The sequence below is a fragment of the Acetivibrio straminisolvens JCM 21531 genome (assembly GCF_000521465.1).
Taxonomy (GTDB): domain Bacteria; phylum Bacillota; class Clostridia; order Acetivibrionales; family Acetivibrionaceae; genus Hungateiclostridium; species Hungateiclostridium straminisolvens.
Window position 1 is genome coordinate 17,564 of sequence record NZ_BAVR01000011.1, and the last position, 24,151, is coordinate 41,714.

General features: G+C 40.4%; 26 protein-coding genes and 4 pseudogenes. 5 read left to right on the forward strand and 25 right to left on the reverse strand.

What is annotated here, in order from left to right:
- Nucleotides 1-12: 12 nt before the first annotated feature.
- The 4 genes and pseudogenes from JCM21531_RS04520 to JCM21531_RS04535 all read left to right on the forward strand — a co-directional run bounded on the left by JCM21531_RS04520 (nucleotide 13) and on the right by JCM21531_RS04535 (nucleotide 2,758).
- Nucleotides 13-201: a hypothetical protein gene (locus tag JCM21531_RS04520; protein ID WP_038287744.1), complete on the forward strand. Its 189-nt coding sequence runs from the start codon at nucleotides 13-15 to the stop codon at nucleotides 199-201.
- Nucleotides 201-662, forward strand: a complete 462-nt coding sequence (locus tag JCM21531_RS04525) for a hypothetical protein (protein WP_038287746.1) — start codon at nucleotides 201-203, stop codon at nucleotides 660-662. Before JCM21531_RS04520 ends, JCM21531_RS04525 begins: the two co-directional genes overlap by 1 nt.
- An 18-nt stretch (nucleotides 663-680) precedes the next feature.
- A pseudogene (locus tag JCM21531_RS24995) lies at nucleotides 681-2,248 on the forward strand (AAA family ATPase).
- An 18-nt stretch (nucleotides 2,249-2,266) separates the two neighbouring features.
- Nucleotides 2,267-2,758 carry an adenine nucleotide alpha hydrolase family protein gene (locus JCM21531_RS04535; protein ID WP_038287748.1) on the forward strand — a complete coding sequence of 164 codons (492 nt, stop codon included), beginning with the start codon at nucleotides 2,267-2,269 and terminating at the stop codon, nucleotides 2,756-2,758.
- Between the two features lie 462 nt (nucleotides 2,759-3,220).
- Here the strand turns inward: JCM21531_RS04535 and JCM21531_RS04540 are convergent, their stop codons facing one another.
- From JCM21531_RS04540 to JCM21531_RS04610, 18 genes are all read right to left on the reverse strand, one after another.
- A complete protein-coding gene (locus JCM21531_RS04540; protein ID WP_054846997.1) occupies nucleotides 3,221-4,141 on the reverse strand; it encodes an alpha/beta fold hydrolase in 921 nt (306 codons plus the stop codon).
- A gap of 473 nt (nucleotides 4,142-4,614) precedes the next feature.
- Nucleotides 4,615-5,424, reverse strand: coding sequence for a DUF2705 family protein (locus JCM21531_RS04545; RefSeq protein WP_038287750.1), 810 nt, complete (start codon nucleotides 5,422-5,424; stop codon nucleotides 4,615-4,617).
- A 136-nt stretch (nucleotides 5,425-5,560) separates the two neighbouring features.
- Nucleotides 5,561-6,292: an ABC transporter ATP-binding protein gene (locus tag JCM21531_RS04550; protein WP_243467216.1), complete on the reverse strand. Its 732-nt coding sequence runs from the start codon at nucleotides 6,290-6,292 to the stop codon at nucleotides 5,561-5,563.
- Nucleotides 6,293-6,722: 430 nt separating this feature from the next.
- A complete protein-coding gene (locus JCM21531_RS04555; RefSeq protein ID WP_054846998.1) occupies nucleotides 6,723-7,160 on the reverse strand; it encodes a flagellin in 438 nt (145 codons plus the stop codon).
- A gap of 249 nt (nucleotides 7,161-7,409) precedes the next feature.
- Nucleotides 7,410-8,120 carry an alpha/beta fold hydrolase gene (locus tag JCM21531_RS04560; RefSeq protein ID WP_201768051.1) on the reverse strand — a complete coding sequence of 237 codons (711 nt, stop codon included), beginning with the start codon at nucleotides 8,118-8,120 and terminating at the stop codon, nucleotides 7,410-7,412.
- A gap of 115 nt (nucleotides 8,121-8,235) precedes the next feature.
- Nucleotides 8,236-8,982 (reverse strand): enoyl-CoA hydratase/isomerase family protein, encoded by a 747-nt coding sequence (locus JCM21531_RS04565; RefSeq protein WP_038287752.1) that lies wholly within the window; start codon nucleotides 8,980-8,982, stop codon nucleotides 8,236-8,238.
- A 178-nt stretch (nucleotides 8,983-9,160) separates the two neighbouring features.
- The gene (locus tag JCM21531_RS04570; protein WP_038287754.1) at nucleotides 9,161-9,832 is read right to left on the reverse strand and encodes a class I SAM-dependent methyltransferase; all 672 of its coding nucleotides are present in this window, start codon (nucleotides 9,830-9,832) and stop codon (nucleotides 9,161-9,163) included.
- A gap of 501 nt (nucleotides 9,833-10,333) precedes the next feature.
- The gene (locus JCM21531_RS19450; RefSeq protein ID WP_175577008.1) at nucleotides 10,334-10,582 is read right to left on the reverse strand and encodes a hypothetical protein; all 249 of its coding nucleotides are present in this window, start codon (nucleotides 10,580-10,582) and stop codon (nucleotides 10,334-10,336) included.
- 203 nt (nucleotides 10,583-10,785) lie between these two features.
- The gene (locus JCM21531_RS04580; RefSeq protein ID WP_038287758.1) at nucleotides 10,786-11,238 is read right to left on the reverse strand and encodes a hypothetical protein; all 453 of its coding nucleotides are present in this window, start codon (nucleotides 11,236-11,238) and stop codon (nucleotides 10,786-10,788) included.
- A complete protein-coding gene (locus tag JCM21531_RS04585; RefSeq protein ID WP_038287859.1) occupies nucleotides 11,208-12,413 on the reverse strand; it encodes an alpha/beta fold hydrolase in 1,206 nt (401 codons plus the stop codon). Before JCM21531_RS04585 ends, JCM21531_RS04580 begins: the two co-directional genes overlap by 31 nt.
- A 13-nt stretch (nucleotides 12,414-12,426) precedes the next feature.
- Entirely contained in the window at nucleotides 12,427-12,978 is a 552-nt protein-coding gene (locus tag JCM21531_RS04590) for a class I SAM-dependent methyltransferase (protein ID WP_038287761.1), read from the reverse strand.
- A 193-nt stretch (nucleotides 12,979-13,171) separates the two neighbouring features.
- Entirely contained in the window at nucleotides 13,172-13,837 is a 666-nt protein-coding gene (locus JCM21531_RS04595) for a sensor histidine kinase (RefSeq protein ID WP_054846999.1), read from the reverse strand.
- Nucleotides 13,834-14,376, reverse strand: a complete 543-nt coding sequence (locus JCM21531_RS17610; RefSeq protein WP_054847000.1) for a HAMP domain-containing protein — start codon at nucleotides 14,374-14,376, stop codon at nucleotides 13,834-13,836. Before JCM21531_RS17610 ends, JCM21531_RS04595 begins: the two co-directional genes overlap by 4 nt.
- A gap of 35 nt (nucleotides 14,377-14,411) precedes the next feature.
- The gene (locus tag JCM21531_RS25000) at nucleotides 14,412-14,570 is read right to left on the reverse strand and encodes a hypothetical protein (protein WP_243467217.1); all 159 of its coding nucleotides are present in this window, start codon (nucleotides 14,568-14,570) and stop codon (nucleotides 14,412-14,414) included.
- Nucleotides 14,567-14,860: a winged helix-turn-helix domain-containing protein gene (locus JCM21531_RS20585; RefSeq protein WP_243467218.1), complete on the reverse strand. Its 294-nt coding sequence runs from the start codon at nucleotides 14,858-14,860 to the stop codon at nucleotides 14,567-14,569. Before JCM21531_RS20585 ends, JCM21531_RS25000 begins: the two co-directional genes overlap by 4 nt.
- Nucleotides 14,851-15,267: a response regulator transcription factor gene (locus JCM21531_RS20590; protein ID WP_243467219.1), complete on the reverse strand. Its 417-nt coding sequence runs from the start codon at nucleotides 15,265-15,267 to the stop codon at nucleotides 14,851-14,853. Before JCM21531_RS20590 ends, JCM21531_RS20585 begins: the two co-directional genes overlap by 10 nt.
- Before the next feature lie 102 nt (nucleotides 15,268-15,369).
- Nucleotides 15,370-15,933: an NUDIX hydrolase gene (locus JCM21531_RS04605; protein ID WP_038287762.1), complete on the reverse strand. Its 564-nt coding sequence runs from the start codon at nucleotides 15,931-15,933 to the stop codon at nucleotides 15,370-15,372.
- 126 nt (nucleotides 15,934-16,059) lie between these two features.
- Nucleotides 16,060-16,272, reverse strand: a complete 213-nt coding sequence (locus tag JCM21531_RS04610; protein ID WP_131464384.1) for a hypothetical protein — start codon at nucleotides 16,270-16,272, stop codon at nucleotides 16,060-16,062.
- 428 nt (nucleotides 16,273-16,700) lie between these two features.
- Between JCM21531_RS04610 and JCM21531_RS04615 the strand changes: the two genes are divergently transcribed.
- Entirely contained in the window at nucleotides 16,701-17,342 is a 642-nt protein-coding gene (locus JCM21531_RS04615) for a hypothetical protein (RefSeq protein WP_243467220.1), read from the forward strand.
- A gap of 59 nt (nucleotides 17,343-17,401) precedes the next feature.
- Here JCM21531_RS04615 and nifH read toward each other — a convergent pair whose 3' ends face one another.
- From nifH to JCM21531_RS04650, 7 genes and pseudogenes are all read right to left on the reverse strand, one after another.
- Nucleotides 17,402-18,256 (reverse strand): nitrogenase iron protein, encoded by an 855-nt coding sequence (gene nifH / locus JCM21531_RS04620; RefSeq protein ID WP_038287764.1) that lies wholly within the window; start codon nucleotides 18,254-18,256, stop codon nucleotides 17,402-17,404.
- Nucleotides 18,257-18,276: 20 nt separating this feature from the next.
- Nucleotides 18,277-19,079, reverse strand: a pseudogene (locus JCM21531_RS04625) (ABC transporter ATP-binding protein).
- Nucleotides 19,076-20,141: pseudogene (locus JCM21531_RS04630) on the reverse strand (ABC transporter permease). Before JCM21531_RS04630 ends, JCM21531_RS04625 begins: the two co-directional pseudogenes overlap by 4 nt.
- 81 nt (nucleotides 20,142-20,222) lie before the next feature.
- Nucleotides 20,223-21,283: pseudogene (locus tag JCM21531_RS04635) on the reverse strand (ABC transporter substrate-binding protein).
- A gap of 24 nt (nucleotides 21,284-21,307) precedes the next feature.
- A complete protein-coding gene (locus JCM21531_RS04640; RefSeq protein WP_038287766.1) occupies nucleotides 21,308-22,624 on the reverse strand; it encodes an O-acetylhomoserine aminocarboxypropyltransferase/cysteine synthase family protein in 1,317 nt (438 codons plus the stop codon).
- A gap of 263 nt (nucleotides 22,625-22,887) precedes the next feature.
- Nucleotides 22,888-23,796, reverse strand: a complete 909-nt coding sequence (locus tag JCM21531_RS04645) for a radical SAM protein (RefSeq protein ID WP_054847002.1) — start codon at nucleotides 23,794-23,796, stop codon at nucleotides 22,888-22,890.
- 11 nt (nucleotides 23,797-23,807) lie between these two features.
- Nucleotides 23,808-24,143: a NifB/NifX family molybdenum-iron cluster-binding protein gene (locus tag JCM21531_RS04650; RefSeq protein ID WP_038287769.1), complete on the reverse strand. Its 336-nt coding sequence runs from the start codon at nucleotides 24,141-24,143 to the stop codon at nucleotides 23,808-23,810.
- Between the last annotated feature and the right edge of the window lie 8 nt (nucleotides 24,144-24,151).

The window sequence follows — 24,151 nt, forward strand, 5'->3', positions numbered from 1 at the left end:
GAGGATATTCCAATGGATAAAAAGAGAATATTACCCTACAAGTCAGAGGAAGTATCTGGCGAGAATATAAACTCCGATGCAAATAAAGAGTATGGAAGTATTCAGGATACCGAATCAAAATCACCCCTTGCATACGGATTGCCTTCGTGGAGCATAGAACCCCCGGGAATCGCAATTCGAAGGAAGGTGAGGATATTATAATGAGTCCTGCACCATTGAAGCCGCCTACTACATATGCCGAATGGGCGGAACTGCTCGATAAGCTAAAAAGAAAAGAAGATGATCCTGGTGTTATAGAAGCTATGCATAGAGGTACAATAGTATGGCAATCGGGTGTAGCTGAGCGCTTTTCCCAAAAACTTATCGACACCATTAATGCCCGTATGAATGCCGCTGTCGATAAGTTCCAAAAAGACATGCAAAGAACGAACGGCCATGAAGGGGCGATTATTCAGGCACTTCTTTTTCTTCGTAAAGAGTTCGGTTTCCTGTATCAGGCAATAAACTTGCCTGTTATCCCTGAAAAAGACAGGTCCCGCTATTGCAGCCTTGTTCGCGAGCAAGCCGATAAAGCGCAATCCTCTCTCGAGGATTCGGCTAAAAAGGACAGAACCGGAAAGCTGGCGAGCATTGTTAAAAAACACAAAGTAAACAATTTTTAACCTCGGAGGAGAGAAAACATGAGTACACTTTCCCAGTGCAGAGAACTTCTGAAGCGGTATTCGACAGCACGTATTCCGTTTATTGCAATAAACACAATTGAACGCGGTCGAACGCTCGAACTTCTAAAGGATGTTTCTGATTCTTTGTCACTTACGTTTTATGTTCATACCCTTTCAAAAGGCACATATGAACTTGGCACCGGTAAGGTTGTCAATGAAGATAAAGCCGTTTATGGTGCAATAGATTTTATGAGCGAGCAAATGAAGCGGAGGCAGTATCTTACTTTTGTTCTTACCGAAACTCCCGACCTTAGTACGGACAACAGTGATTCCCGTCAAATGCTCGATTTGGTTACCCTTGCCGAAGAATCCGGCGGTGTAGTTATTGTCCTTACAAATAATCCCGTCTGGAATCAGTTGCAGCGCCTGGGCATGGTAATTAAATTAGATTCGCCTGACGAAGATGAGATGTATGAAATAATAAAAGAGTACATCGACGATTACAGAAATGAAATCACCATTGAGTGGGATAATAACGACATTCGTGAAGCAGCTGCAGCACTGGCGGGCGTTACCCGCATAGAAGCACAGAATGTCATTGCGGCACTTATTGCAAATAAAAAAATAACAAAGGAAGATCTGGCTGAAGTTCGTTCTTCAAAAGACAGACTCTTTCACAATATCTCCGGATTAGAAAGAATAGAAGTAGATCCGGGCGTATCCGATGTAGGTGGCTTGATGGGTTGCGTAAGTGGCTTGATGAAAAAAGACAGCTATTTACACCTGAAAAGCGTGATGAGATGCGTTCCAGGGGATTGCTTCCGCCTAGAGGCATTTTGCTTGTTGGTGTTCCCGGGTGCGGAAAATCGTTATCCGCGAAATCAATTGCTGCAAAATGGAAGTTCCCGCTGTATAGGCTTGATTTTGCCACTGTACAGGGAAGCTATGTCGGTCAATCCGAGCAACAGTTGAAAGATGCACTTACCACTGCTGAAAATGTAGCTCCCTGCATTTTATGGATTGACGAAATTGAAAAAGGTCTTTCCGGCGTCGGCAGCAACAATGATGGCGGTGTATCTACACGTATGGTCGGGCAATTTTTGTTCTGGATGCAAGAATGCAAAAAACAGGTGTTTGTTGTTGCTACAGCGAACGATGTATCCATGTTGCCAAGTGAATTATTGCGCCGCGGCCGTTTTGATGAGATTTTCTTTGTTGATCTGCCTACGGCAGAAGAACGCAAAGAAATAATTACACTATATACAAAGAAATACATAAAAGCAGAACTATCTCCTGAACTTCTTGATAAGATCATTGAAATAAGTGACGGTTTTACCGGCGCAGATATAGAGTCCTGCATACGCGATATCGCATACCGTGTTTTAGCAAACGAGAATTTTGCATTGAATGATGAGAATATTATCACAGCCTTTAGCAATGTTATTCCGTTGTCGCAAACTGCCCCGGAAAGAATCGAATCTATCCGTAACTGGGGGAAAGAACGGGCTGTTCCTGCTTCCGGCAGGCCAATCGGAAGTACAACCTTCAAAAAAGCCGAACCGAAGGTTCGTAAGGTTCTTGTTTAAAGTGAGGAGGAATAATAAATGCCAAAACCTTTACTTAAACCATCACAAACCGAGACTCAGGGCGGTTCAATGTTAAGCCTGACTCAAAACAGTGCTTCAGCAAAGGTATCTACACAAGAAGATAAAATGAAATTGGATAGGTTACTTCGCAAGCAACGCTCGGAAAGTTATATGAATGCTATCAGGCACCTGGACGCAGGCGGCCATACATGTAATTCCCAATTAGCAAAAGAAATCCTCGATGCGATACGTGATGAGTTCCCTGAAGTTGAACTTCCGGATTTGCTTATTGGCATTGTATCTAAGTGCTATCTCGGAGAAAACTACGAAGTTCATACTCTGGATATCAACGGAAATATAATTGAGCACTTCCGTCAAGGCCAAAAGTTAAAGTGTGGTTTGGAAAAAGCACGTTCTATCGCTATACACGGCGGTTATGAATTTATTGAGGTATATATTGACTGCTTACGAGCGGTCAGCTCCAATGGAAGTGTCTCTGTTATCAGATGATTCTATGAATTGGGTATCTGTTAGAAACCGGTATACCTCTTTGCTTTGTTTAGCTCTGATTCCTGTTTGGCAGAAGAAAGAACCTAAACCCCGAATATGCTCCCACAAACGCATATTCAGGGTTTAGGTTCTTCAAAACCGTTTTAAAAAGTTGACCATCAGCAGACTTTCAGCAATCATCGCTGGGTTCGAAATCAAAGGCAAACAATCGGATCTCTTTTCTCTTACACCCACTCAGGTATTCTTTCCATGAACGAAACAGCAGATTCACAGGAACAGGCATAAAAAAGCACCGCGAATTACATCCCAGGTAAATCGAAACGGTGGAATGCAAAATTTCAACGGTTTTAGCCTGCTTACCAAGTATATACGTTTAATCGAATAATATTAACAAATGGTGAAACAAGCTAAATTTGTTTTGAAACTATCCGCAGGCGGAAACATATCATTGTAGCAAACAACCTATTTCACGGACTCCACTCGGTATATAAGATTTGCAATCCTTTTAGCAAACTCTGACCATAATTGCTTTGGGAGATCATGTCCCATTCCCTCGAAGGTTACCAGCTCGGCGTTTGGAATTGCTTCCGCCGTGGCACGTCCTCCACTTACATCAATCATTTTATCATTTTCACCGTGAATAACAAGAGTTGGTATTTCAATAGAACGAAGTTGTTCTGTTCTATCACCGGATTTCATAACTGCCACAGCTTGGCGCAGCATACCCAATGGGTCATGGTCACGATCCCATGCAAGCCCTGCAATTTGGGCAGTAGCTTCTTCGTCTAAAGGATATTTGGGAGAACCAATAGCTTTACGTGATTTAATCTGCCAATCGATATAAGCTTGACGATCGTGATAAGGGGGTGAACCCAAATTTGCCAGCACTGAATAGTCAGGCTGCCCTACAGAGTTATTTCCAGTAGTGGACATGATAGAAGTCAGCGACCGAACCCTATGCGGAAACTCTATTGCTATTGTCTGGGCTATCATTCCACCCATTGATGCACCAATCAAATGTACACTATCATATCCAAGCGCATCCATAAGACCTGCCGTGTCTGCTGCCATGTCAGAAAGAGTGTAGGATACTGTAGAGTAATCACCGGATTGTATGGCTGTAAAATCCGGAACAGGTGCATCAAAAAAGTGAGTTGATAGTCCGGCATCTCTATTATCGAATCGAATTGGATGTAGACCGCGACTAGCCAGTTCTAAACAAAATCCTTCAGGCCAGTTAATCATCTGTGCACCGGCACCCATAATCAGGAAAACTGGCGGTAAAGTAGGATCACCAAAGCGCTGATACACCATCTTTATATTCGATGGTCCAACATTTTGTACACTTTCTTTGCCATGAACCCGGACATTATTTTTATCCATTTCCCGTCCTCCTTATTATATTATTAAATAGATTGAGTAAAAAGCATGTAAGAATATTATATGAGTATACCCCAGAAATAAATAGTCTATAATATTTTTTTTAAATATGTTATGATTAAAGTGGGGGGAGGAAATGTATTTCTCTTTAGTTAATAATGCAACAATTGACTTCTTCCGTTATTTTATAGTACTTGCCGATTCACTTTTGTGATATGTAAAATCAGTTTTCATAATAAAGTTTCTATAATCCCGGCTTGTCTGCCTCTTGATTTATCTAATATGTCAACTCAACCCTGCATTTTGCAGGATCAAACGTTCTTAAAAATTACACCTTCGATATATTTTCATGCACTTATTTTGTAGGTACGAACAGGTAATTCGGATATAATCCATCAAACCCAGCAATATCAAGGTTTACATCCTTGTAATCAATACCACGCACTCCACATGCGTCGGGTGAAGTGAGTAAGGTTTTAAAGGTGCATGTCTCTTTTTTTATATATTTTATATGAAGCCAAGGAGCAGATAATAATGGTCAATACACCAATCAGCCATTCTTCCCTAGATATACCTTCTGTCATTAATTTTTGTGTTTTGACCCAGTCCATTGGCGAGAAGTACGATAGGAAACTTAATTCTTTAACTATTACACTCATAATTCCTAAAATGAATGTGCCAAAAACAATGGCAATTACAACACCAGATGAACCTTTGCTGCTTCTTAGCAAAGAGGATAGCAGTGTTCCCAAGCTAATAAAAATAAGACCAACATAGAAGATAGAACTATATAATATTCCTACTTCTTTTATACTTTCCGTGAAATTATACTCACTAAAGGATAGATACCCAACTACTGTTATAATACTAAGAGCGACTAGCAGGAAAAGGAATAAAAGAATATTTGCCAACACTTTTTGTATAAATATCTCGCTTCGTGAGATTGGTTTGCTATATAAAAATTCAATGGTCCCTTCTGTTTCTTCTTTTACTAGAGAATTTACAGCCATTTGCGTAACAAACACCATTATAGCCAGAGTTATATACTGAAGCGCATAGCCAAAGTAATTCGTTATCACTGTAAAATCCATAAGCTCGCTTAATCCTAGCGCTTCCAGCAGTGCCGGATCTATCCCCTCCATCTTTGCTCCGGCAAGTTCTTTCATAGACTCTGTTTGCATTGAAGGGAAAAAGGCAAGGAGCATAAAGGCAATACTACAAAGAGCTATCGTCCATTTTAAAGTACTTTTCGAGGTATTTTTTAATTCCAGTCGAAAAACATTCATTGCTATTCCTCCATTCCATAAAGATTCATAAAACGTTCTTCCAGGCTTTCATTGTTAACCGTGAAATCATCCGGGCTAGCTTCCTGTAATAACTTAAGCAAAAGAGCACTATCACCTTTATAACGGAAAGTCCGTTTCACTTCCCCTTGTTCCAGAATTCCATTGAGGGGTGAATTATGTCCTTTCCGCCGATGGTCGTTATTATTTTGTGAGGATGACGCATTTCCTTTAAATCAGTTATTGCAAGGATTTTCCCCTGTTTAATAAAAGCAACCCTGTGGCAATATTCCTGTACTTCACCAAGATTATGACTCGACAAAAGGATAGAAGCTCCATTTGCGGACTGATTCTTAAGTTCAGCAAATAATCGTTTCTGCATCATGGGATCAAGTCCATTAGTCGGTTCATCTAATATCAAAACTTTCGGTTTTGCTGCTAACGCACAAATAATTGCTGCTTTTTTCTTATTTCCCGTAGATAGCTCATAAAATTTCTTAGAGTTATTCAGTTCAAAAAGATTGCATAACCGCTCTGCTTCTTTATCATGGGATCCATCGTAGAAATCGTTGCTTACCCTAATTAATTCTTTTACTGTCATGTCCCCATAAAATCTAACATCACTAGGAACATATCCCGTAAACTTTTTTATCTCGTGGCTTTCCTTAACAACATCCTTTCCACAAATTGTAGCATTACCGCCATTGGGAAAAATGAAATTGAGGAGTATTCGTATTGTAGTTGATTTTCCTGCCCCATTTGGTCCAACGAATCCTAATATTTCGCCTTTCTTTACCGAAAATGATACATTTTCAATACCAAGATGTTTTCCGTAATACTTTTTCAAGTTGGTTACTTGAATAATGTCCATTACCTTACCTCCTAAACTATATCTCCTAACCGCAATAAATCAATAAAAAATTGTACTGGCGTCCAAAAGTCAATCACAATCGAATTTGCAGGATTTATAATTCCAAATGCCAGATAGAAAAAGCAAAGGCTATAAAATATATACATCCCGTAGTTTTCACATCAAACATTAGCAAGTATAAGTCTTTCCATAATTCCTCTTAGGTAAGCAAGCAACTTCCGCATTTCGGAGTTTTCAAAGTAACACCTCCCCATATTTTTCAACACCTTATATAAAGAGCATATTTTAAAAGAAAGCCTTTTACAACTAATTACATCTAAGGTGCATTATCTAGTAGCTGCTAAGTTGCCGTTGAAGCTGCCAAAATAATCAAAAGACCCGAACTGGGTCTTTTGATTATTCACTGCCTATGTTTCATCCTGACTAGCCTCTAGGAAGCCCTGAGCAGATGCAGTACCATTTTCGGTTGTTTTCTTGCCTGAGACAGCATAGCTATTGAAGCCTTGCTGAGAATACTGCTCCTCGAAATACTAATTATTTCTTTTGCACAGACAGCATCACGTATTCTGGCTTCACTGCTTATAGTATTCTCGGAGTCTAAATTGCTAATATCAAGAGCATGTTCCAATCGGTTTTGCATCGCACCCAGCCGAGAACGAAACCCGGAAACAATACTTATTCCTGAATCAAACTGTTCGATAGCCAACGAAGGCTGATTAATAAGGTCAACTTTTGAAATTCCGATTGAACTGCTCCTCATATCGGCCAAATCTATGTACAGAGTGTTACCGCTATTTGCTCCAACTTGCATACTCAGCCTTGACGATTGTCCGTTTTCCGACGGAAAAACTTCGTCAAAACCTGACAAAGTTTATGCTAATCTAGACTAGGGGTGTTTTTTATACCAAGAACGCTATTAGGTAATTGAATCCCGCTTAAACTGAACCATCCGGTCTTCAATTGCAGATATCGTACTTGTATTATGACTAGACACCAACTCATGAATGTTATAACAGTTTAAGCTCTTTATCATTATCCTGTCCTATTATCTGGTTTATAAAATCAACTACATTGTCAGAACAAAAATAATCTTCGTGAGCAATATCATCGAATATTTTTATTTTCGGATTTTTGAAACTGCATGAAAGTTTTCTTGTAAAGAAAAACTTAAAACTTTATCACCGGTAGATCCAATAATATAAACCGGACATTCTACATTTTCAGCATATTCTGCAGTACGTATATTATTTGAAATAAATACCTTTAACGGTCCCCAAAATACGGGAATGATTTTATTATATAAATCCGAAACATCTCTGTATCCTGCAACGATAAGCAAAAAGTGACATTCCCTGACACTTGCCAGATATGTTGCGATTCCTGCTCCGTAACTATGTCCGATTATTATGATCTCACTATCGGGATAGTGATTCCTTGTCCATTCATATAAGCCCTCAGCAGATTTCTTCATCGTTTTTAAATTTATTTTACCGCTGCTATCCTGGGTTCCGTAATAATCTACTGAAATAAACGGGTAATCAAATTTAGTGGAATATTTTCCAACAGAATTATATGCAATATAATTAGAACCTCCAAAAAACAATATAACTTTATTGTTATTTTTTGAATCAAGGTTATTGCCATAACCTGTTAATGTTTCTTTAAACTTAATAAATTGCGGAGTACAAGAAATATCTGTCATCTTTTTTGCGTTTTTATAAAATGAATAGCTTATTGTTTGCATAATAAAATTGCATCCAAACCCTGCTATTAAGAACCACATTATGATCTTTAATAAACTCCTAATAATATCCATCTTTTTCTCCATTTTGTATTTCCTCATATTTCTTATATCAAATAGCTACATTTTTGTCAATTTTGCTTATATAGGATGTCTGCCGCATTACTCTTAAAATATGTACGTCTGAAATCTAAATGAAGGATCATCTCCTACCATTTCGCAGGGAAAATCCGCTCTTAGCTTTTGGCAATAAAATATCTTGAAATGCCTTATCATGCTCTATAAGGAAAGATTCTTCAAATCCTTTTTCCGTATTACCGATAAAATACGACTTTATATATTTTATTGTATCTGACGGAGCTTCTAAAATGGTTTCACCGATTTCAATTGCACGCCGTAATAGGTCAGAACTATTTGTAATTTCGCTCACTAATCCAATACGTAATGCCTCTTTTGCATCAATTTTACGACCTGTTAGGCAGAGTTCTCGCGCTATACCGTCTTTAACTATCCACCTTAGAGGAGTATAAAGCGGAGGTGCGCCAAATTTTACCTCCGGATGCCCAAATATTGCAGAATCGGAACATATCCGTATATCACAAAGGGTTGCCAAATCAAATCCTCCACCCATTGCCGCTCCGTTTATAGCAGCAATTGTTGGTTTTGAAAATTTCCAAATATCCCTGTGATATTTTGAGGAAGATTTAAAAAGTTCATCAAATATAGAAGGATTATTAAACTCATTTAAATCGAACCCGGCTGAAAACGAACTACCTGCTCCGGTAAATATTACAACATTTATATCTGATGACTGCTCCAATTTGCACAAACAATCAGAGATCTCAATTCTCATCTGAATGTTTATAGCATTTCGTTTTTCAGGGCGATTTAAAGTAATTAACCCTATGCCGTCTTTCGCCTGTCTGTACTGAATAGTGCTATATTCCATTCTGTACCTCCATCTTTTTATATGTTCTGTGTGTTTTTTATCAATTCATTCGTTGTTAAGACGCTGATAAATCTCATCGCCTAGGTAATTAAAATTGCTTAGTGAAGCTGTTCAGCCTAATTGTGCCTACATTATTTAAAACATTCATGTGTCCTATCTACCAAACAACAACTTACTATTATTTAATAGCAACAATAACAGAAAATTTATGATAAGAATACAAACATTTCACCTCTGAAAAATTACATTTATATAACATCTCAATCTCTGTTTCAACCGAGCATTCGTTATCTAATTTTCTGCGTTCTTTCCACAGTTCAATATCTCGATCCGTTAATCCGCAATTTAATAATTGCTTTTCCCAATATAAATCACACCACTTATTCATATTGGTTGTTCCTGCGCAAAACTGATCATAATTAACGAACACTCCACCTATTGGCAGCTTATTGTAAATGTTCTTGAACAATTCTTCTTTTTGCATATCTTCTAAATGGTGGATTGATAATGCTGATATAATAGCATCAAAATTTCCCTCCGGAAGCTCCTTAGAATAATCTAATATTTTATGTTGTATTCTATCAATTCCAGCAAATCTTTTTCTTGAGATTTCCAACATTTCATCTGCAATATCAACTAATACATATTCCGCTGATTGACATTCTTTATACCAATAATATGTAAGCAGTCCTGTTCCGGCTCCCAAATCCAACACACGACTAGGGGTATTAATATTGGAAATAATTAGTTTAGTAGTATTTTCATAATAATCATCAAAGCAAGGAATGAACTTTCTACGATTACAATCATACTCTTTAGCAATCAAATTGAATTGTTCTTCTAAAGTCATAATTTCCCCTCCTAAGTTTATTAGAAATACGTCCGGTTCAATAAATGAGAATTTTATCTGACATCCTTTCTTATTTTATTTATTATCTCAGATTATTTTCCAAATTGCCAACACTTTAAATTATCGAACCTCCTTTTTGAGTCCAATTAACCGGAAATTATCTTAATGTGAACACCCTACATTTTCCAGTTTAGTATACCACATCTTATGGTGCAGGGTATAATTATTTTCTTTCATTTTAATTTTAATTTAATTCAGAAGATCCAGTATGTGAAACGTTTGAGGAAATTTGACGAATCCGGCAAGCTATGCAGAAGTTTTTTCTCTTTAAATTCACCTGTGGTAAAGGTTTATACTTTTAATAAAATAAAAGCAAGGATATTCATTAAAAATTGAAAGGAATAACGAGATTTAGAGTATAAAGGTTACATTATTATGGAAATTTTAATAAAGATATTTTGAAATTTGACGTTTACAAACATATCGGCCAACATTTGAGAATTAAGTTCTGGAGTTATAGTCTGAATTGATTTCAATCAACCCATTACCATTAACGCAATAGAAATATATAAATGCTAGAATGATTCCAACTGTTCCATATATAGCATCCACTATATCTACAGTATTAATAAAGCCCAATAATGTCTCGCAAATTAAATTAGCCACAATCATAAATGAACCCAAAACAATTACAAAACGAAATCTCACTGCGGATGTCAGCCACAAAGAACCTATTACAAGGTAAGCCAAGAGACTTAATGAAAAATTTGTTATATGAGATGTTATTTCAGTATTTATTACTAAAAAATTACTGTTAATAACGTTCAGCCATCTTATAATAGTCAACACAAAACCAAAGCAAACTAATAGTAATTGTACAATCATATATGACTTTTTCATTTTATACATATATACTACACCTCCAAAGAACAATAAGCCGGAAAATCTTGCTTTCACTCAATTGTTTCCGCACCCATATCGGCAACATTCTCCACTTTTTTGACCATAACCTTTCCCGTTGCATCTTTACCGGTGATTCTTATGTCATATTTGTCCGTTTCAGATACTGTTACAGTGAATAAACCTGACTTAAGGTTGTTTCCCGCATATGGTTCACTGCCGTTTTTGCCGCTGACCATAAAAGCAATTTCTCCGTCTTCACGAAAAACTTCAATCTGCAGCACATCACCCTTGTTAAGGGATAATTCACACTTGCTTTTTGAGCTCCATTCCTTGAAATCCATTGCGAATCCTGTTCCATTCGGATTCTCAAGAATTACAATGCTGCCCTTTGGCAGGGAGCAAGCCGAAATCGCTATAATAATGACAATCACCTGAAGCAGAAAAATAATCGGGCACGTATTCTTAATCCTCCCTATTCTTCCATCTTGTTTTCTGAAAAGCATGACAATACCTCCTTTACAAACTTTTCCGGCTCGTTGATCCATGGACTGTGGCCGGAATGCTCAAACCATACAATTTCTTTATCGGGCGCATCCAGAACCTGCATATATTCCTCGACCAGCACTGTGGGTGCATTGACATCGTATCGGCCCAGGAAGAAATAGACAGGCACATCAAGTTTAGTGTAATCTGTTCTCATATCGATGGTATAAAGCTGTTGGTACACATGATTATATGTGTTGATGATGCCACGGATAAAACTGATTTTATCAAGCAACCCATATTCGGAGGAACCGATGTCCCTAAAGGTGTTGTAGCCCGGATTGTGAATTTTGGGGTTATTTGCCATATAAGCACTGAGATAGTTCAGGTACACTGCACTTTTCCATGTTACGTCATCACCGTAATAGGGTGGTTCACCATTTGCTATAAGCCGCTTAATAAGAGCAGTATTGCCTTTGGATTGTGCGATTTCCATGGCTTTTGCGTAATCTATCCGCTCGGTTTCGGCAAAGTCTATCATTTGCCCTGTACCGATCAATGCGTGATAGGACTCCGGGTACGTAGAGATAAGGAAAATCCCCAAAGCACTGCCCCATGATTCACCCACCAGATAGATTTTTTCCTGGGAAAAGCGTTCCTTTAAATACTCCGTCAGAGCATAACCATCCTGAATATAGGTTTGGGCCGTAATGTTTTTCGTTTTCTCTGCATAATAGGACTTTCCGGAGCCAGGCTGATCCCAGTTGACAACAACAAAATGCTTTTCAAGCTCCGCAAGCTCATGCCTCACTGCTGCCATCTGCGTACCGCCGGGACCTCCCGCCAGAAAGAGCAAAACGGGTGCGTTTTTGTCCCAACCTCTCAGACTTATCCATTGCTTCATTCCGTTCAGCTCAAGTTCTCTTAGCTCTGCAATGCTGTTTTTGGGTGTGTTTCCGTTTTCATCAACAATACGCGGAGTGGAAGCGGTAAGCTGAGAAAGGGTAACCAGTCCCGCATTCAAAGCAATCGTCACCACAAAGAATATCATTGTTTTTCTCAGGCGAATAAGATGTTTGAGGCTGATCTTTTTCATCCTGCCCATAATGGCACAATAAGCCGTCCTAATCAAGAGTACTGCAAACGTAAAGACTGCCAACACAGTTAATATGAAAAATAGTATTGTCTGAATCATAAGTACACCTCCATTATTTTTTGATATATACACATTCCAGGGCATTCCCCATCATCGGGATATCGGTGATACGGCTGTCCTTGGAAATTAGCCTGTTTTGCTGTACCAGACGTTTGATAAGGCTTATTTTATTCGTTTCATTAAACGGTTCGCGCAAAACCAATACACCACCGGGTTTAAGAGACCCCGCCAGTTCAGGGATGACTCTTTCCAATTCACTTGCCGGAATATCGTGCAGTACAAAGTGGCAGTACGCTACATCAAAGCTCTCATTTGTAAGCTGCAAAGATTCCCATAACAGAAAACTGATATTCCTATAGCCGCGAAGAGTCTTGCGGCAGGCATTTAGCCATCGCTTGGAAATATCCAGACAGGTCAAATGCCCGTGGGGTAACTTTTTTGCGGCGTAGTAAGCAACCGTTCCCATGCCGCACCCGAAATCAAGCACCTGCTCTCCGCCATCAAGGGGCAGCCGGTCCGCGAATGCACGGTAGACAGACTTGCCGCAAAGGAGAAATACAATCCTTGTTAGAAAAATCTCTAAACGGGTCGGTTCATACTTCATTGCTCATCACCTCAAAATATCGAATTATGACTCTTGTTTTTACATTTGCTTTGTTCTTGTGTCATAATAACCCTCCTAAAAATAAAATCAGCTGTATTTCAGGCTCATTATTATCATAACAATCGAACCTGTAATACAGCTGATATGAATCTTAAATTTACCTTAAATAATCTACTGCACTATATAATTTACCTTAAATTGCAGGAATCGTAATCCGGAAGGTGCTGCCCTTATTCTTATCGGAAAGTAGAGTCAAATCTCCTCCGTGGGCCTCGGCTATTTTTTTCGCTATGGAAAGCCCCAATCCGCTGCCTCCGGTTTTGGAGTTGCGGGAATCATCTACCCGGACAAAAGGCTTGAATATGTTGCTTGCAAGATGATCCGGTATACCGATACCATCGTCACTAAAATCAATAAGCACCTGATGATTCTGAACCGTAAGGCTTACCGTAACCAGTGTCCCAGCAGGATTGTATCGTATCGCATTGGTCGCCAGGTTTTGAATAATCCGGTTAAACCGGTCAGTATCCAGCATCACAAAAACGCTATCTTCAGGAATATTGAACTCATATTCAAAACCTTCACGCTCGAACTGCGGCACAAGCTCGCCGCATATTTGCCGAAGGTACTCGCAGATGTCTGTTTCTATAAGCTTTAATGAAAACTCAGGGCTGTCTAATTGTGAAAGCTCGAACAACTCGGTAAGAAGCCGGTTGGCCCTTTTGCTGTTATTAAGAATGATTTTGAGGTGTTCATCACATTCCTGCCCGGTCATATCTTTCTTCTTCATGAGCAGCTCCGCATAGCCCTGTATGCTGGACATAGGATTTTTAAGGTCATGGGAGATGTCGAGAATCAACCGGCGCTATCCTCCTCTGACTTTTTTCTAAGGGATATTTCATGCTCTATCCGCGCTGCCATATCGTTAAAGGTATCCTGAAGCTCAGCAAACTCATTTTTCAGGCGTAAATCCACCCGTACGGAATAATCGCCTTCCCGCAAAAGCCTGGTACCGTCACAGAGCTTTTTAAGAGGTACGGTTATACTCGCTGCTGTAATCCTTGAATAGATAAAGGTGAAAAGTGCCAGTATCAGAAGATAAATCAGCACCACGAAGGCAATGACCAAACCCGACCGCATAAAATCACCTGCGGCGGCCTCTTTATTATATATCAGGGAAAAATCCAGCCGGATGGATGTCGGAAAGGTAACAATCAACCAAAACTCGCCCTTTGGATGGTATAGAATATCATAATGGTAAGGCTTACTTTTGCTTTCCGTTAAAAACGCTGTAAATTCCTCAATAGTCAATTTATCCTTTCCGATGGTGTCAAGACCCCTTGAATAAACAACACGGTATTCCTTATCCACAACCTGTACGCCACCACCGTTTTTCACAACAGCGGATGCGTCAATCTGATTATAATCCTCTTTTATAATCGCCCCGGCAGGATACCGGTTTTTGCCAGAGAGCCTGAAATCAATCCGCTGGCAAAGGACAAAAACACAAATGCGAGCACTATATCAAGTATCGTCAGTAAGAATATCACCAGAAAATTTCTGAAAAATTGATTGGACAGTTTTCTTTTCATGGCGTCTCTCCGGTATAATGGAGCTTGTACCCAATGCCCCGAATGGTTTTTAGATACTTTGGTTTTTGCGGGTCGTCCTCAATCCGGTTCCTGATTCGGCTGATATGCACCATTACGGTGTTGTCGTCAAAATAGTATTCCTCATCCCACACTGCGTTATAAAGCTGCCTTTTTGTAAAAACCTTCTCCGGGTTTTCCATAAAATGCAGTAGCAGCTTGTATTCCTTTGCGCCAAGCTCAATCGGCTCTCCGTCCTTAAAGACGCAGCATTTTTCTTTGTCTATAGACAATTTCCATATGTAATACTTGCGTTGGATTTTTCTTTCGGTGAGAGATACTCATTGCTTCTTCTTAGTTGTGCACCTACGCGGGCCACTAACTCGGCAATGGAAAAAGGTTTTGCAAGATAATCATCCGCACCCAGTCCAAGTCCCAGCACTTTATCCATATCATCTGCCCTCGCGGTCAGGAAGATGACGGGAATGGTGCTGTGTTCCCGTATTTTACGGAGTAGGTTGAATCCGTCCATCACTGGCATCATTACATCAAGGATTGCCAGATGAACCTCCTGTGTCGTAAGGATATCCCATGCTTCCTTGCCGTTTTGCGCCGTCAGGACGGTATATCCGTTTTCCTCGAGACTGATTTTTATTAAGTTTCGGATGTCACTCTCGTCGTCCGCGATTAGTATAACCATAGGGCTTTTAACTCCTCCCGCCTATAATTCTCGGCAATTTACCGTGTTATATATCGTTTTAATATTCGACAAAAAAGGCAAGACTCCTTTGATTTATGAATTTCAAAGTCCCGTATCCGAATTTTTTATACCCTCTTTAACCATTTTAAGTTCACCGGGAAATATGCAGTGCACAATCTTGTTATTTTCAACTGCTGTTATACACTCATCCAGGTCCATCCAAAGCAAGCTGTCAACTTCTTCTTTTTGAAGAATAAATTCTCCTTCATCGAGGTCCCGCCACAGAATAAATACCCGCGTATATTGCCTGTCATGAAAAGGTCTACCGCAGAAACTATCATCCCAGATTACAGTTCTGTCTCCACAGAATATAAGTTCATCAGCAGACACTGAAATACCCAATTCCTCCTGCAGCTCTCTTATGGCAGATTCAACAAAATCCATTCCTGCAGGGATATGACCGGCGCTTGAAATGTCATAACAGCCTGGGAATGATTCTTTTGCTTCAGCCCTTTTCTGAAGCAGAATCTGAACCTTACCCTTCACTTTTCTTAGAATCCATACATGGGATGTCCTGTGCATTATGCCTTCCTCATGAGCTTTTTTGCGTTCCACCGTTTTTCCTGTCGGATTACCGTATTCATCAACAATATCCAAGATTTCCATTTTAAACACCTACTCCTCAAATTATATAACATTTCGGTTTCATTCAATTTCCCTTATACGCAATAACAAGGAGCATCAGGCCCATATCTCCCTTTTTATCTCGGACTCTGTTATTACATCTATTTCTCAAACCAATGAGATGTTGTAATCATCAGCGTTAAAACAGACACCGGCTCTATTACATTTATTAATCCGGTTTATCCCATCAGCTTTTAAAACAGTGATTGTTGGCAATGTCGGATAATCATCCATATATATTTGAGCTAATACACAGTATATACCTGCTCCAGTTATTTTTTCAATAATTTCCTCTACTCGACTAATTATATCCCAATTCATTTGGCATCTACGGTTCGCACTTTTTCCAAATACCATAGGGTATTTCTACAAACAATATATGGTCTGTATTGCCAAGTTTATATACTCTTTTGCAGAAAAAAGGTAAGTCTCGATGATGTAGTTGCCAAATTAGGGATTGCTGCATAGAGTTTTACATTTTACTGCACAAGTCTAATATTTTATATAAATATAGACAGGAAAAAATTTTGGTTGAATAAAAAGATTAGATGTGTTAGTATTGAGACAAAAAAAGGATAGATGCCATAGTCTGCCAAGAGTCCGGTGAATACAAACAATCCTGATAGAGGCCAACGCAAAATGAATTTAGAAATCTGAATTCTTGTATCGGCTTCATTATGCCAGAGGCGTTTTTTGTCTCATTTTACTATTAAGGTTAACAGACCAATTTCAAATAGCAGGAGTGAAAAATGATGAATAATGAGAAAGAAAAAAAGAATGAAAACAATGCTAAAAGCAGAAGTGATTACGAAAAAATAGATGATGTGTTTTTCTACCAGATTAATGAGAAGAGAAAGGAAGACCCGTTGATAGGCGCCAAACTGGGGGCTAAAGAAATCTTCAACACTTTATTGAAGGCATTCAAGGATTCAAGAGGTGTACATATTGAGACTTTTATGTGCGCACTGGGAGCCCTTGCAGGTTATTCATGCCAGGCGGGCTTGAGAAAGGAATTCATTGAGATCAAAGGGCTGAGTGAAAAACAGGTGTTTACGGTCATACAGGCGAAAAACGGCAAGAGGTACTTTTATGGCGACCTTATAAACAAGCCGTTGCTTGAAGATCAATATTCTGTATGGTCCCTGGCTGCTGGCATCGTGCAGCACATGGGTGTGAATATAGATTTTGACATCCTTGAGATTTTCAAATACGTGACTACTACAGTTGGCACCGAGAACTACGGCATTCCAAGGATTCCGGAGGGACACCGGCCGGCAGACATCCCGCTCAATTTTGTCAAGGCTTTTTGGCCGTTGTTCCTTCCCCGTATTGAGAAATATTGTGCTTCTCCGCGTGAGTGGCCGGTTTTATTTGGATTGGATTTTCGGTAATTTCACTTCGTGAAATTTCGCTAAATAAAGCGGTCAACAGAAACTGCCGACCGCTCCAATCAAATTCGATAATCATCCTTCAGGGATTCCATTAACCCATATTCCAGCAAAATTTCCTCCAAACGTTCTTGAGACATGGGTTTGGGTATTGTAAAATGAGTATTCTCATCTATCGCTTTTGCCAACCGCCTGTATTCGTCGGCCTGCTTAGAATTCGGCTCATATTCAATAACAGTTTTTCTGTTGATTTCAGCCCGCTGTACCACATTGTCCCTAGGAACAAAATAAATCAGTTGAGTACCCAGTTCTGCACAAAAAGCCCTTAAAAGATCGATTTCTCTGTCGACATTACGGCTGTTGCATATAATACCTCCCAGTCTCACTCCACCCTTTTGAGCAAACTTTGCAATTCCTTTTGCGATATTATTGGCAGCATACAACGCCATCATCTCACCACTTGCCACAATATAAATTTCTTTAGCCTTTCCTTCACGAATCGGCATAGCAAATCCGCCACAAACAACATCTCCAAGTACGTCATAAAATACATAGTCCAAATCATCATCATAGGCACCCAGCTGTTCCAGTAAACCGATGGAAGTAATAATCCCTCGTCCCGCACATCCAACGCCGGGCTCAGGTCCTCCGGACTCCACACATTTTATTCCGCAAAATCCGGTACGCATAATATTTTCCAGTTTCACATCTTCTCCAGTCTCACGCAGTGTATCCAGAACTGTACGCTGTGCAAGGGTTCCCAATAAAAGCCTTGTAGAATCGGCCTTAGGATCACATCCCACCACCATAATTTTTTTACCGCTTTCCGCAAGTCCTGCGGTAAGGTTTTGCGTAGTAGTAGATTTTCCAATACCACCCTTCCCATAAATAGCGATTTGTCTTATTTCTTTACTCATATCTCTCTATCCTCCATAATCTATATAGTATATTCCGGTTGTGGCAATGCACTTGCCAGATGTAATTTTTCTAAAATACTCCGGCGAAGTGAAAGAAACTCGGTCCCTCCACGATGGCGGGGATGCGGAAGATTAATCTCCATAATCTCATTGATTTTTCCGGGCCGCGGAGTCATAACCACAATTCGGTCGGAAAGATAGATTGCTTCATCCACATCGTGGGTTACCAGAATCATTGTCGTTTTATTTTCTTTATGAAGCTCAAGCAATTTATCCTGAATATCGGAACGGGTAAAGGAATCTAAGGCACTCATTGGTTCATCAAGAAGCAATACCTTGGGATTATTGATAAGAGCCCTCGCAATAGCAACTCTCTGAGCCATACCTCCGCTTAACTGATGAGGGTAAGATTTTTCAAAGCCCTTAAGTCCGATCAGATCTATATAATGTGCCACACGGTCTTTATTCTCCTTATAAACATGGCGTGCCTTAAGTCCGGTTGCGATATTTTTCTCAACAGTCAGCCATTGAAAAAGACCTCCATTTTGAAAAACATAGCCCCGCTGCGGATCCGGTCCGAAGATTTGCTCTCCGTTAAGAATCAGGTTCCTGTTTCAGGTTTCTCAAGACCTGCTATAAGCCGTAAAAGCGTCGTCTTTCCGCACCCGGAGGAACCTATGATGGAAAGGAATTCTCCGCGGCGGACGGATAAATTGATATCCCGAAGCACCTCAACATGGCTTCCGGAGTCGTCATAATAAGTGTAATTTACATTTTCTATATGTAAAATAACATCACTGATTACCGATAAGTTTTTGCTCATTCCTTAACCCATCCTTTCTGCCACCGGAGCACATTTGCCCGAATCAACCCCAGTATTTTCATAATTAGACTGAACAGTACGGCCATAACGAGAATGGAGGCAAATACCTTATAGTAGGCAGACCATGCCTTGCTTAAGTTTATGTAATACCCTAATCCTCCGGCTGCCCCATCATCTCAGCCATCACCAAAGTTGTAAAAGCAAAACCATTGGCATTGGAAATGCCGGTAAAAATGTGGGGCATTGCCTGAGGCACTGCAACATGGAATACTAAAAATGGCGTTTTTGCCCCAGTGTTCGAGCCACTTCAAACTGATACTTTGGGGTGGATTGTATGCCCTGTGCTGTGAGAGCCGCAATGGAAAACCATGCACATATTACAATAAGAAAAACAGCTGCTAAAAACGGAGAAGGGAAAAGAGTCAGTGCAAAGGGCATCCACGCTACGGCAGGAATGACACCGGTAATCTTTAATACTGGATATACCCAATAATATACCTTTGGAAACCAACCGATTAAGATTCCCGTACCCACCCCAAACACCACACCAAGAGTAAATCCCACCAAAAAAAGTTTAATGGAGTAAAGGGTATTTTGTAAAATGAAGTCCCCTTCAATCAAAAAGGATTCAAGAATTTTTGCCGGTCCCGGAAAAAACGGCTGCGGTAATAAAAGAAGCTTTGTTCCTAATATATCCCAAGCTGTAATAGCCAGACCCAAAGCGAAACGAAAAGGAGCCTGCTTGGAAAACTTTTCTCTTCGGATAGGATCAGAATATGAAAATATTCCTATACCGGCATAAAACAAAATAATCGCTACTAAGACCAATCGGTAAAGCAAATTAAATGTAAAGGGAATTCCTGCAACAAAATAAGTTTTGATTTCCACATTTGCCACTTGCTTTACCATAATATTGGCTGCTATAGCTACAGTAAACCCAATCAATGTCAGTGCAAAATTAGTACCCCAATTTTTAGCCGAAACCGTTTTTAGTCTTCCATATTGTTGCTTTATTTTTAATTCCGAGGATGTTAGGTTTTGTAGTTTTAATAAATTGTACATAGCAGAATACCTCCTGTGGGTTGTTTATTATTTCCGCCCGGATTCTTTTGGTCACCGGGCGGAAACAACCTTTGACGAATGTTATGAACCCAGGTTAATGTCTACTTCGACATAAGCACCCTTTGTGAAAGCATCAGGATCCGTCTTTAAATATCCAATTTGGTTCAATTGCTCGGCAAAATAGTAAACATTGTCGCGTACTTGTGTTTTATTCTTTTCCCGTTCGGCATAAGAAGGATATTGATAGCTCTTTATTAGCTTAATGGCTAATTCTCTGTCTTCAATCTGTGCATATTTACCGCTTATTATAATGTCGACGGCTTCTTCCGGGTTTTCCGAAATCCAGTTTTGAGCTGCCCTATATGCACGCAGCAATGCGGCAACCTGTTCAGGTTTTTCATCAAGCAGCTTTTCCGAAGCGTAAAGGAAACAGCAGTATTTTCCGGCAAAAGGTTCATCCTTGGAAATATCAAGAATTACGCGGAAATTTCCCGTCTTTTCCTGAACGGACCCAAAGGGATCCCACAGCGCCGCCACGTCGACTTCCCCTTTTCTCAGGCTTCCACTGCCAGGTTTCCGTCGGAGAAAGGAAGGAACGTAACTTCTCCGTCCTCCTGTTTTGCAGAAATTCCGTTTTTCTCCAGCCACACGGATGCTACCTGATGGGGAGTACCGCCTATTTCATCAACGCTGATCTTTTTTCCCTTAAGGTCTTGAACCCCTTGAATCGGTGAATCCTTCGGAACAATCAATTTTATGCATCCATAGTGGAGACCGTCCACCACCTTTACCTTCACATTGTTTTCAATAGAGGGAAAGAACTGAAAGTCTCCGTTAACAATCGGGATGGTACCGTTGTTCAAACCGATTTTACGGGTTTCGGTATCTGCGGAGATAAGGTTGACATCAAAGCCCTGCTCCTTGAAAAAGCCCTTTTCATATGCAATATAGATAGGTGCACCACAAAGGGAGCCGTCTTTACCTGGAATATCGATTTTTCCATATTTATATTCTACTGCAGATGTCCCCGTTTTCCCGTTATCCTGGGTTCCTCCCGTATTCGTCGCGCCACATCCGGAAAACAAGCTTATAAAAATGGAAAACAGAGCAATTGCACTGATCAATTTTATAAAACCTTTCATGATAAAACACACCCCTTTACAAAATTATGTATTAGCCTTTTCAAACGCCTGTTCCAAATCCGCTATTAAATCCGCCGGATCTTCAAGACCTGCCGATATGCGGATTAAGTTTTCGGGAATATCGGCAATTTTTTTCTCTTCTGGTTCCAACTCACTATGGGTGGTCTGCGGAGAATTTACAATCAGGCTGCGGGCATCTCCAATATTGACATGATAATTAAAAAGCTTCACTGAGTTCAAGAAAGCCTCCCTTTGCTCCGTTGTTCCTTTGAAACCGAATGACAGGATGCCCCCTGCTCCCTTTGGAAAATCCCTTTGTGCCAGCTCATGATACGGGCTATCCTTCAAACCGGGATAACGAACCCATTCCACCGACTTGTGAGTTTTTAGGTATTCCGCGAGGATACCGGCATTACGCACTTGTTTTTCAATGCGCTCAGACAGGGTTTCCAATCCGATTAAAACAAGGTAAGCGTCAAAGGGCGATAGTGCCGCTCCAAAGTAATTCAGATAGTTAAAGCGTATCCTGCCGGTAAAAGGAGCTTCTGGAAATACTTCGAGAAAACTGCGGTTGTTATCGTTAATATCCCGCAGGGTATAATACTTTTCCGAAAACTGAGGGAATTTATCGCTCTGCCAGTTGAATTTACCGCTTTCCAGTACCAGTCCGGCAATAACGTTTCCGTGCCCTGTCAAGCCTTTGGTGGCAGAGTAGACCACAATATCAGCCCCATGGGAAATAGGGTTATACAAGTACGGCGTTGCAACCGTATTGTCTACAATCAAAGGTATACCATGTTCATGGGCGACTTTTGCAATCGCATCAATGTCCAAAAGAACGCCATTGGGATTGCTGATGCTTTCCACATAGATTGCTTTGGTATCGGGCTTAATCTCTTCCGCAAGCTTTTCAGGATTTTCTATATTTTTAGCAAAATCGAAGGTTATGCCGAATTTAGGATAAACTTTCTTAAAGCTATCCGCACTGCCGCCATAAAGATACGGAGAAGTCAAAATGCGTCCTCCACCCTCTGCAACATTGAGCAGAGTGTAACTTACTGCTGCCATACCGGAGGATAGTGCCACCGCACCGCTGGCTCCGTCAAGAGCTGCGATTCGTTGTTCCAGTACAGCAACCGTAGGATTTCCAATGCGGGTATAAAGGTTTCCCAATTCGCGAAGTCCAAATAAAGCTTTTGCATGCTCCACATCGCGAAAATCAAAGGAAGTGGTTTGATATATGGGCGGCGATACAGCATAGTTATGCTCCTTTGGATCATAGCCCGCCCGCAGTCTTTGCGTATCAAATCGATATGTAGTTTTTTCTAATTCGTTTGCCATGTAAATCTCCTCCTATAAATAAATTTAAAAGTATACATCGGGGCATTTCCGCCATGTCACAGTCACTACACATATCAAACCACCTCCTAAAGGATTGATAAATTTACTGCTTTATTTCATCAAGTTATACTTGTTGCAGCTATTTACTTTATTTTTCAATTATTCTAAATTACACCAGTACATTTTAAACTTTAGGCCACAAAGCTATCTTAGTTTTAAATTATGTTAACTTTCAACTTGTTCAGCATATAGAAAAATAGCATTCATAAACTCTTATGTTTTGGGCTAAGCTGGCTTTTAGCATGGGAAAAGGTATTTTCCAATTTTACAGGACGAATATATAACTTTTCGGATATATCCTTACCGCCGGGAACTCCGGCAGCATCTGCCCTGCAACGCTGGCAATGCCGGAATACATTGATATAAGCTTGGGCTTGTGACCTCACTTTGCTGATGAGATCACATCCCGGTGTGCTGCACCAGCTAAGCTTGTGCTGGGGAATCAGGGGAATGATGTTATAGATTTTTGCTCCGTGCTGTGCAACAGTCTTTGCCACCTCCACCACATGATCCGCATTGATCTCCGGAATCAATACCGTATTTACTTTTACGGTTATTCCTGATTGGGATACTTTCTTAATTCCGGCAAGTTGATTTTGAATAAGAATTTTCGCGGCTTCAATTCCTTCATAGCACTTACCATGATAGACAATGTCCTCGCAAATCTGTGCCTGTATTTTCGGGTCAACTGCATTAACGGTGACAGTTAGGCTGTCAATGCCTACATCAATAATCTCATCAGCATATTCCGGCAAAAGAAGTCCGTTTGTGCTCATGCATTTTATAATATGGGGGAATTCCTCTTTGATAAGGCGAAAGGTTTGCAGCGCGTAAGGTGTTGCCAAGGTATCACCCGGCCCGGCCACCCCTGCCACAGTAATATCGGGGCAAAGCTCCACCGCCCTTCTCACTGTCTCTACAGCTTCCTGAGGTGTAATAATTCCGCTTGCAACACCGGGACGGTTATCCGTATCATTGATGTCACGCTTGCAAAAATTGCAGGCAATATTGCACCCGTAAGATACCGGCAAATGAACACGCCCCTTATTGTTTTTAGCTCCCGCTGCAAAGCAGGGATGATTTTTTTTCAGATCTTCATATGTAAATGCCATAAAATTCCCCCCTAACTGTCTTCCTTAAGCAAGTTGCTGCCTACCAACCGGGCAAGAATATCTTCCACCTCACCGGTTGCTTCAAAGACCCTTTTGCCTTTGGCTATCATAACAGCTGCCGCAGCCTCACCTATTTTCAAAACAAATATTGCATCACAATCATCCAACACTGAAATCAGATGGTCAAATCCGCCTTCGCAATGGCCCTGACATTTGGCAGCCGTTTTCCGTGTCTCCACAAAATGTGCTTCTTTATCCACGTCATATATCTGCCAGTATCTGGCCGAACCAAAGTGTTGGTCAATGACTGTGCCGTCAATACTTGCAAACCCAATGCGATAACTCATACGGCCAC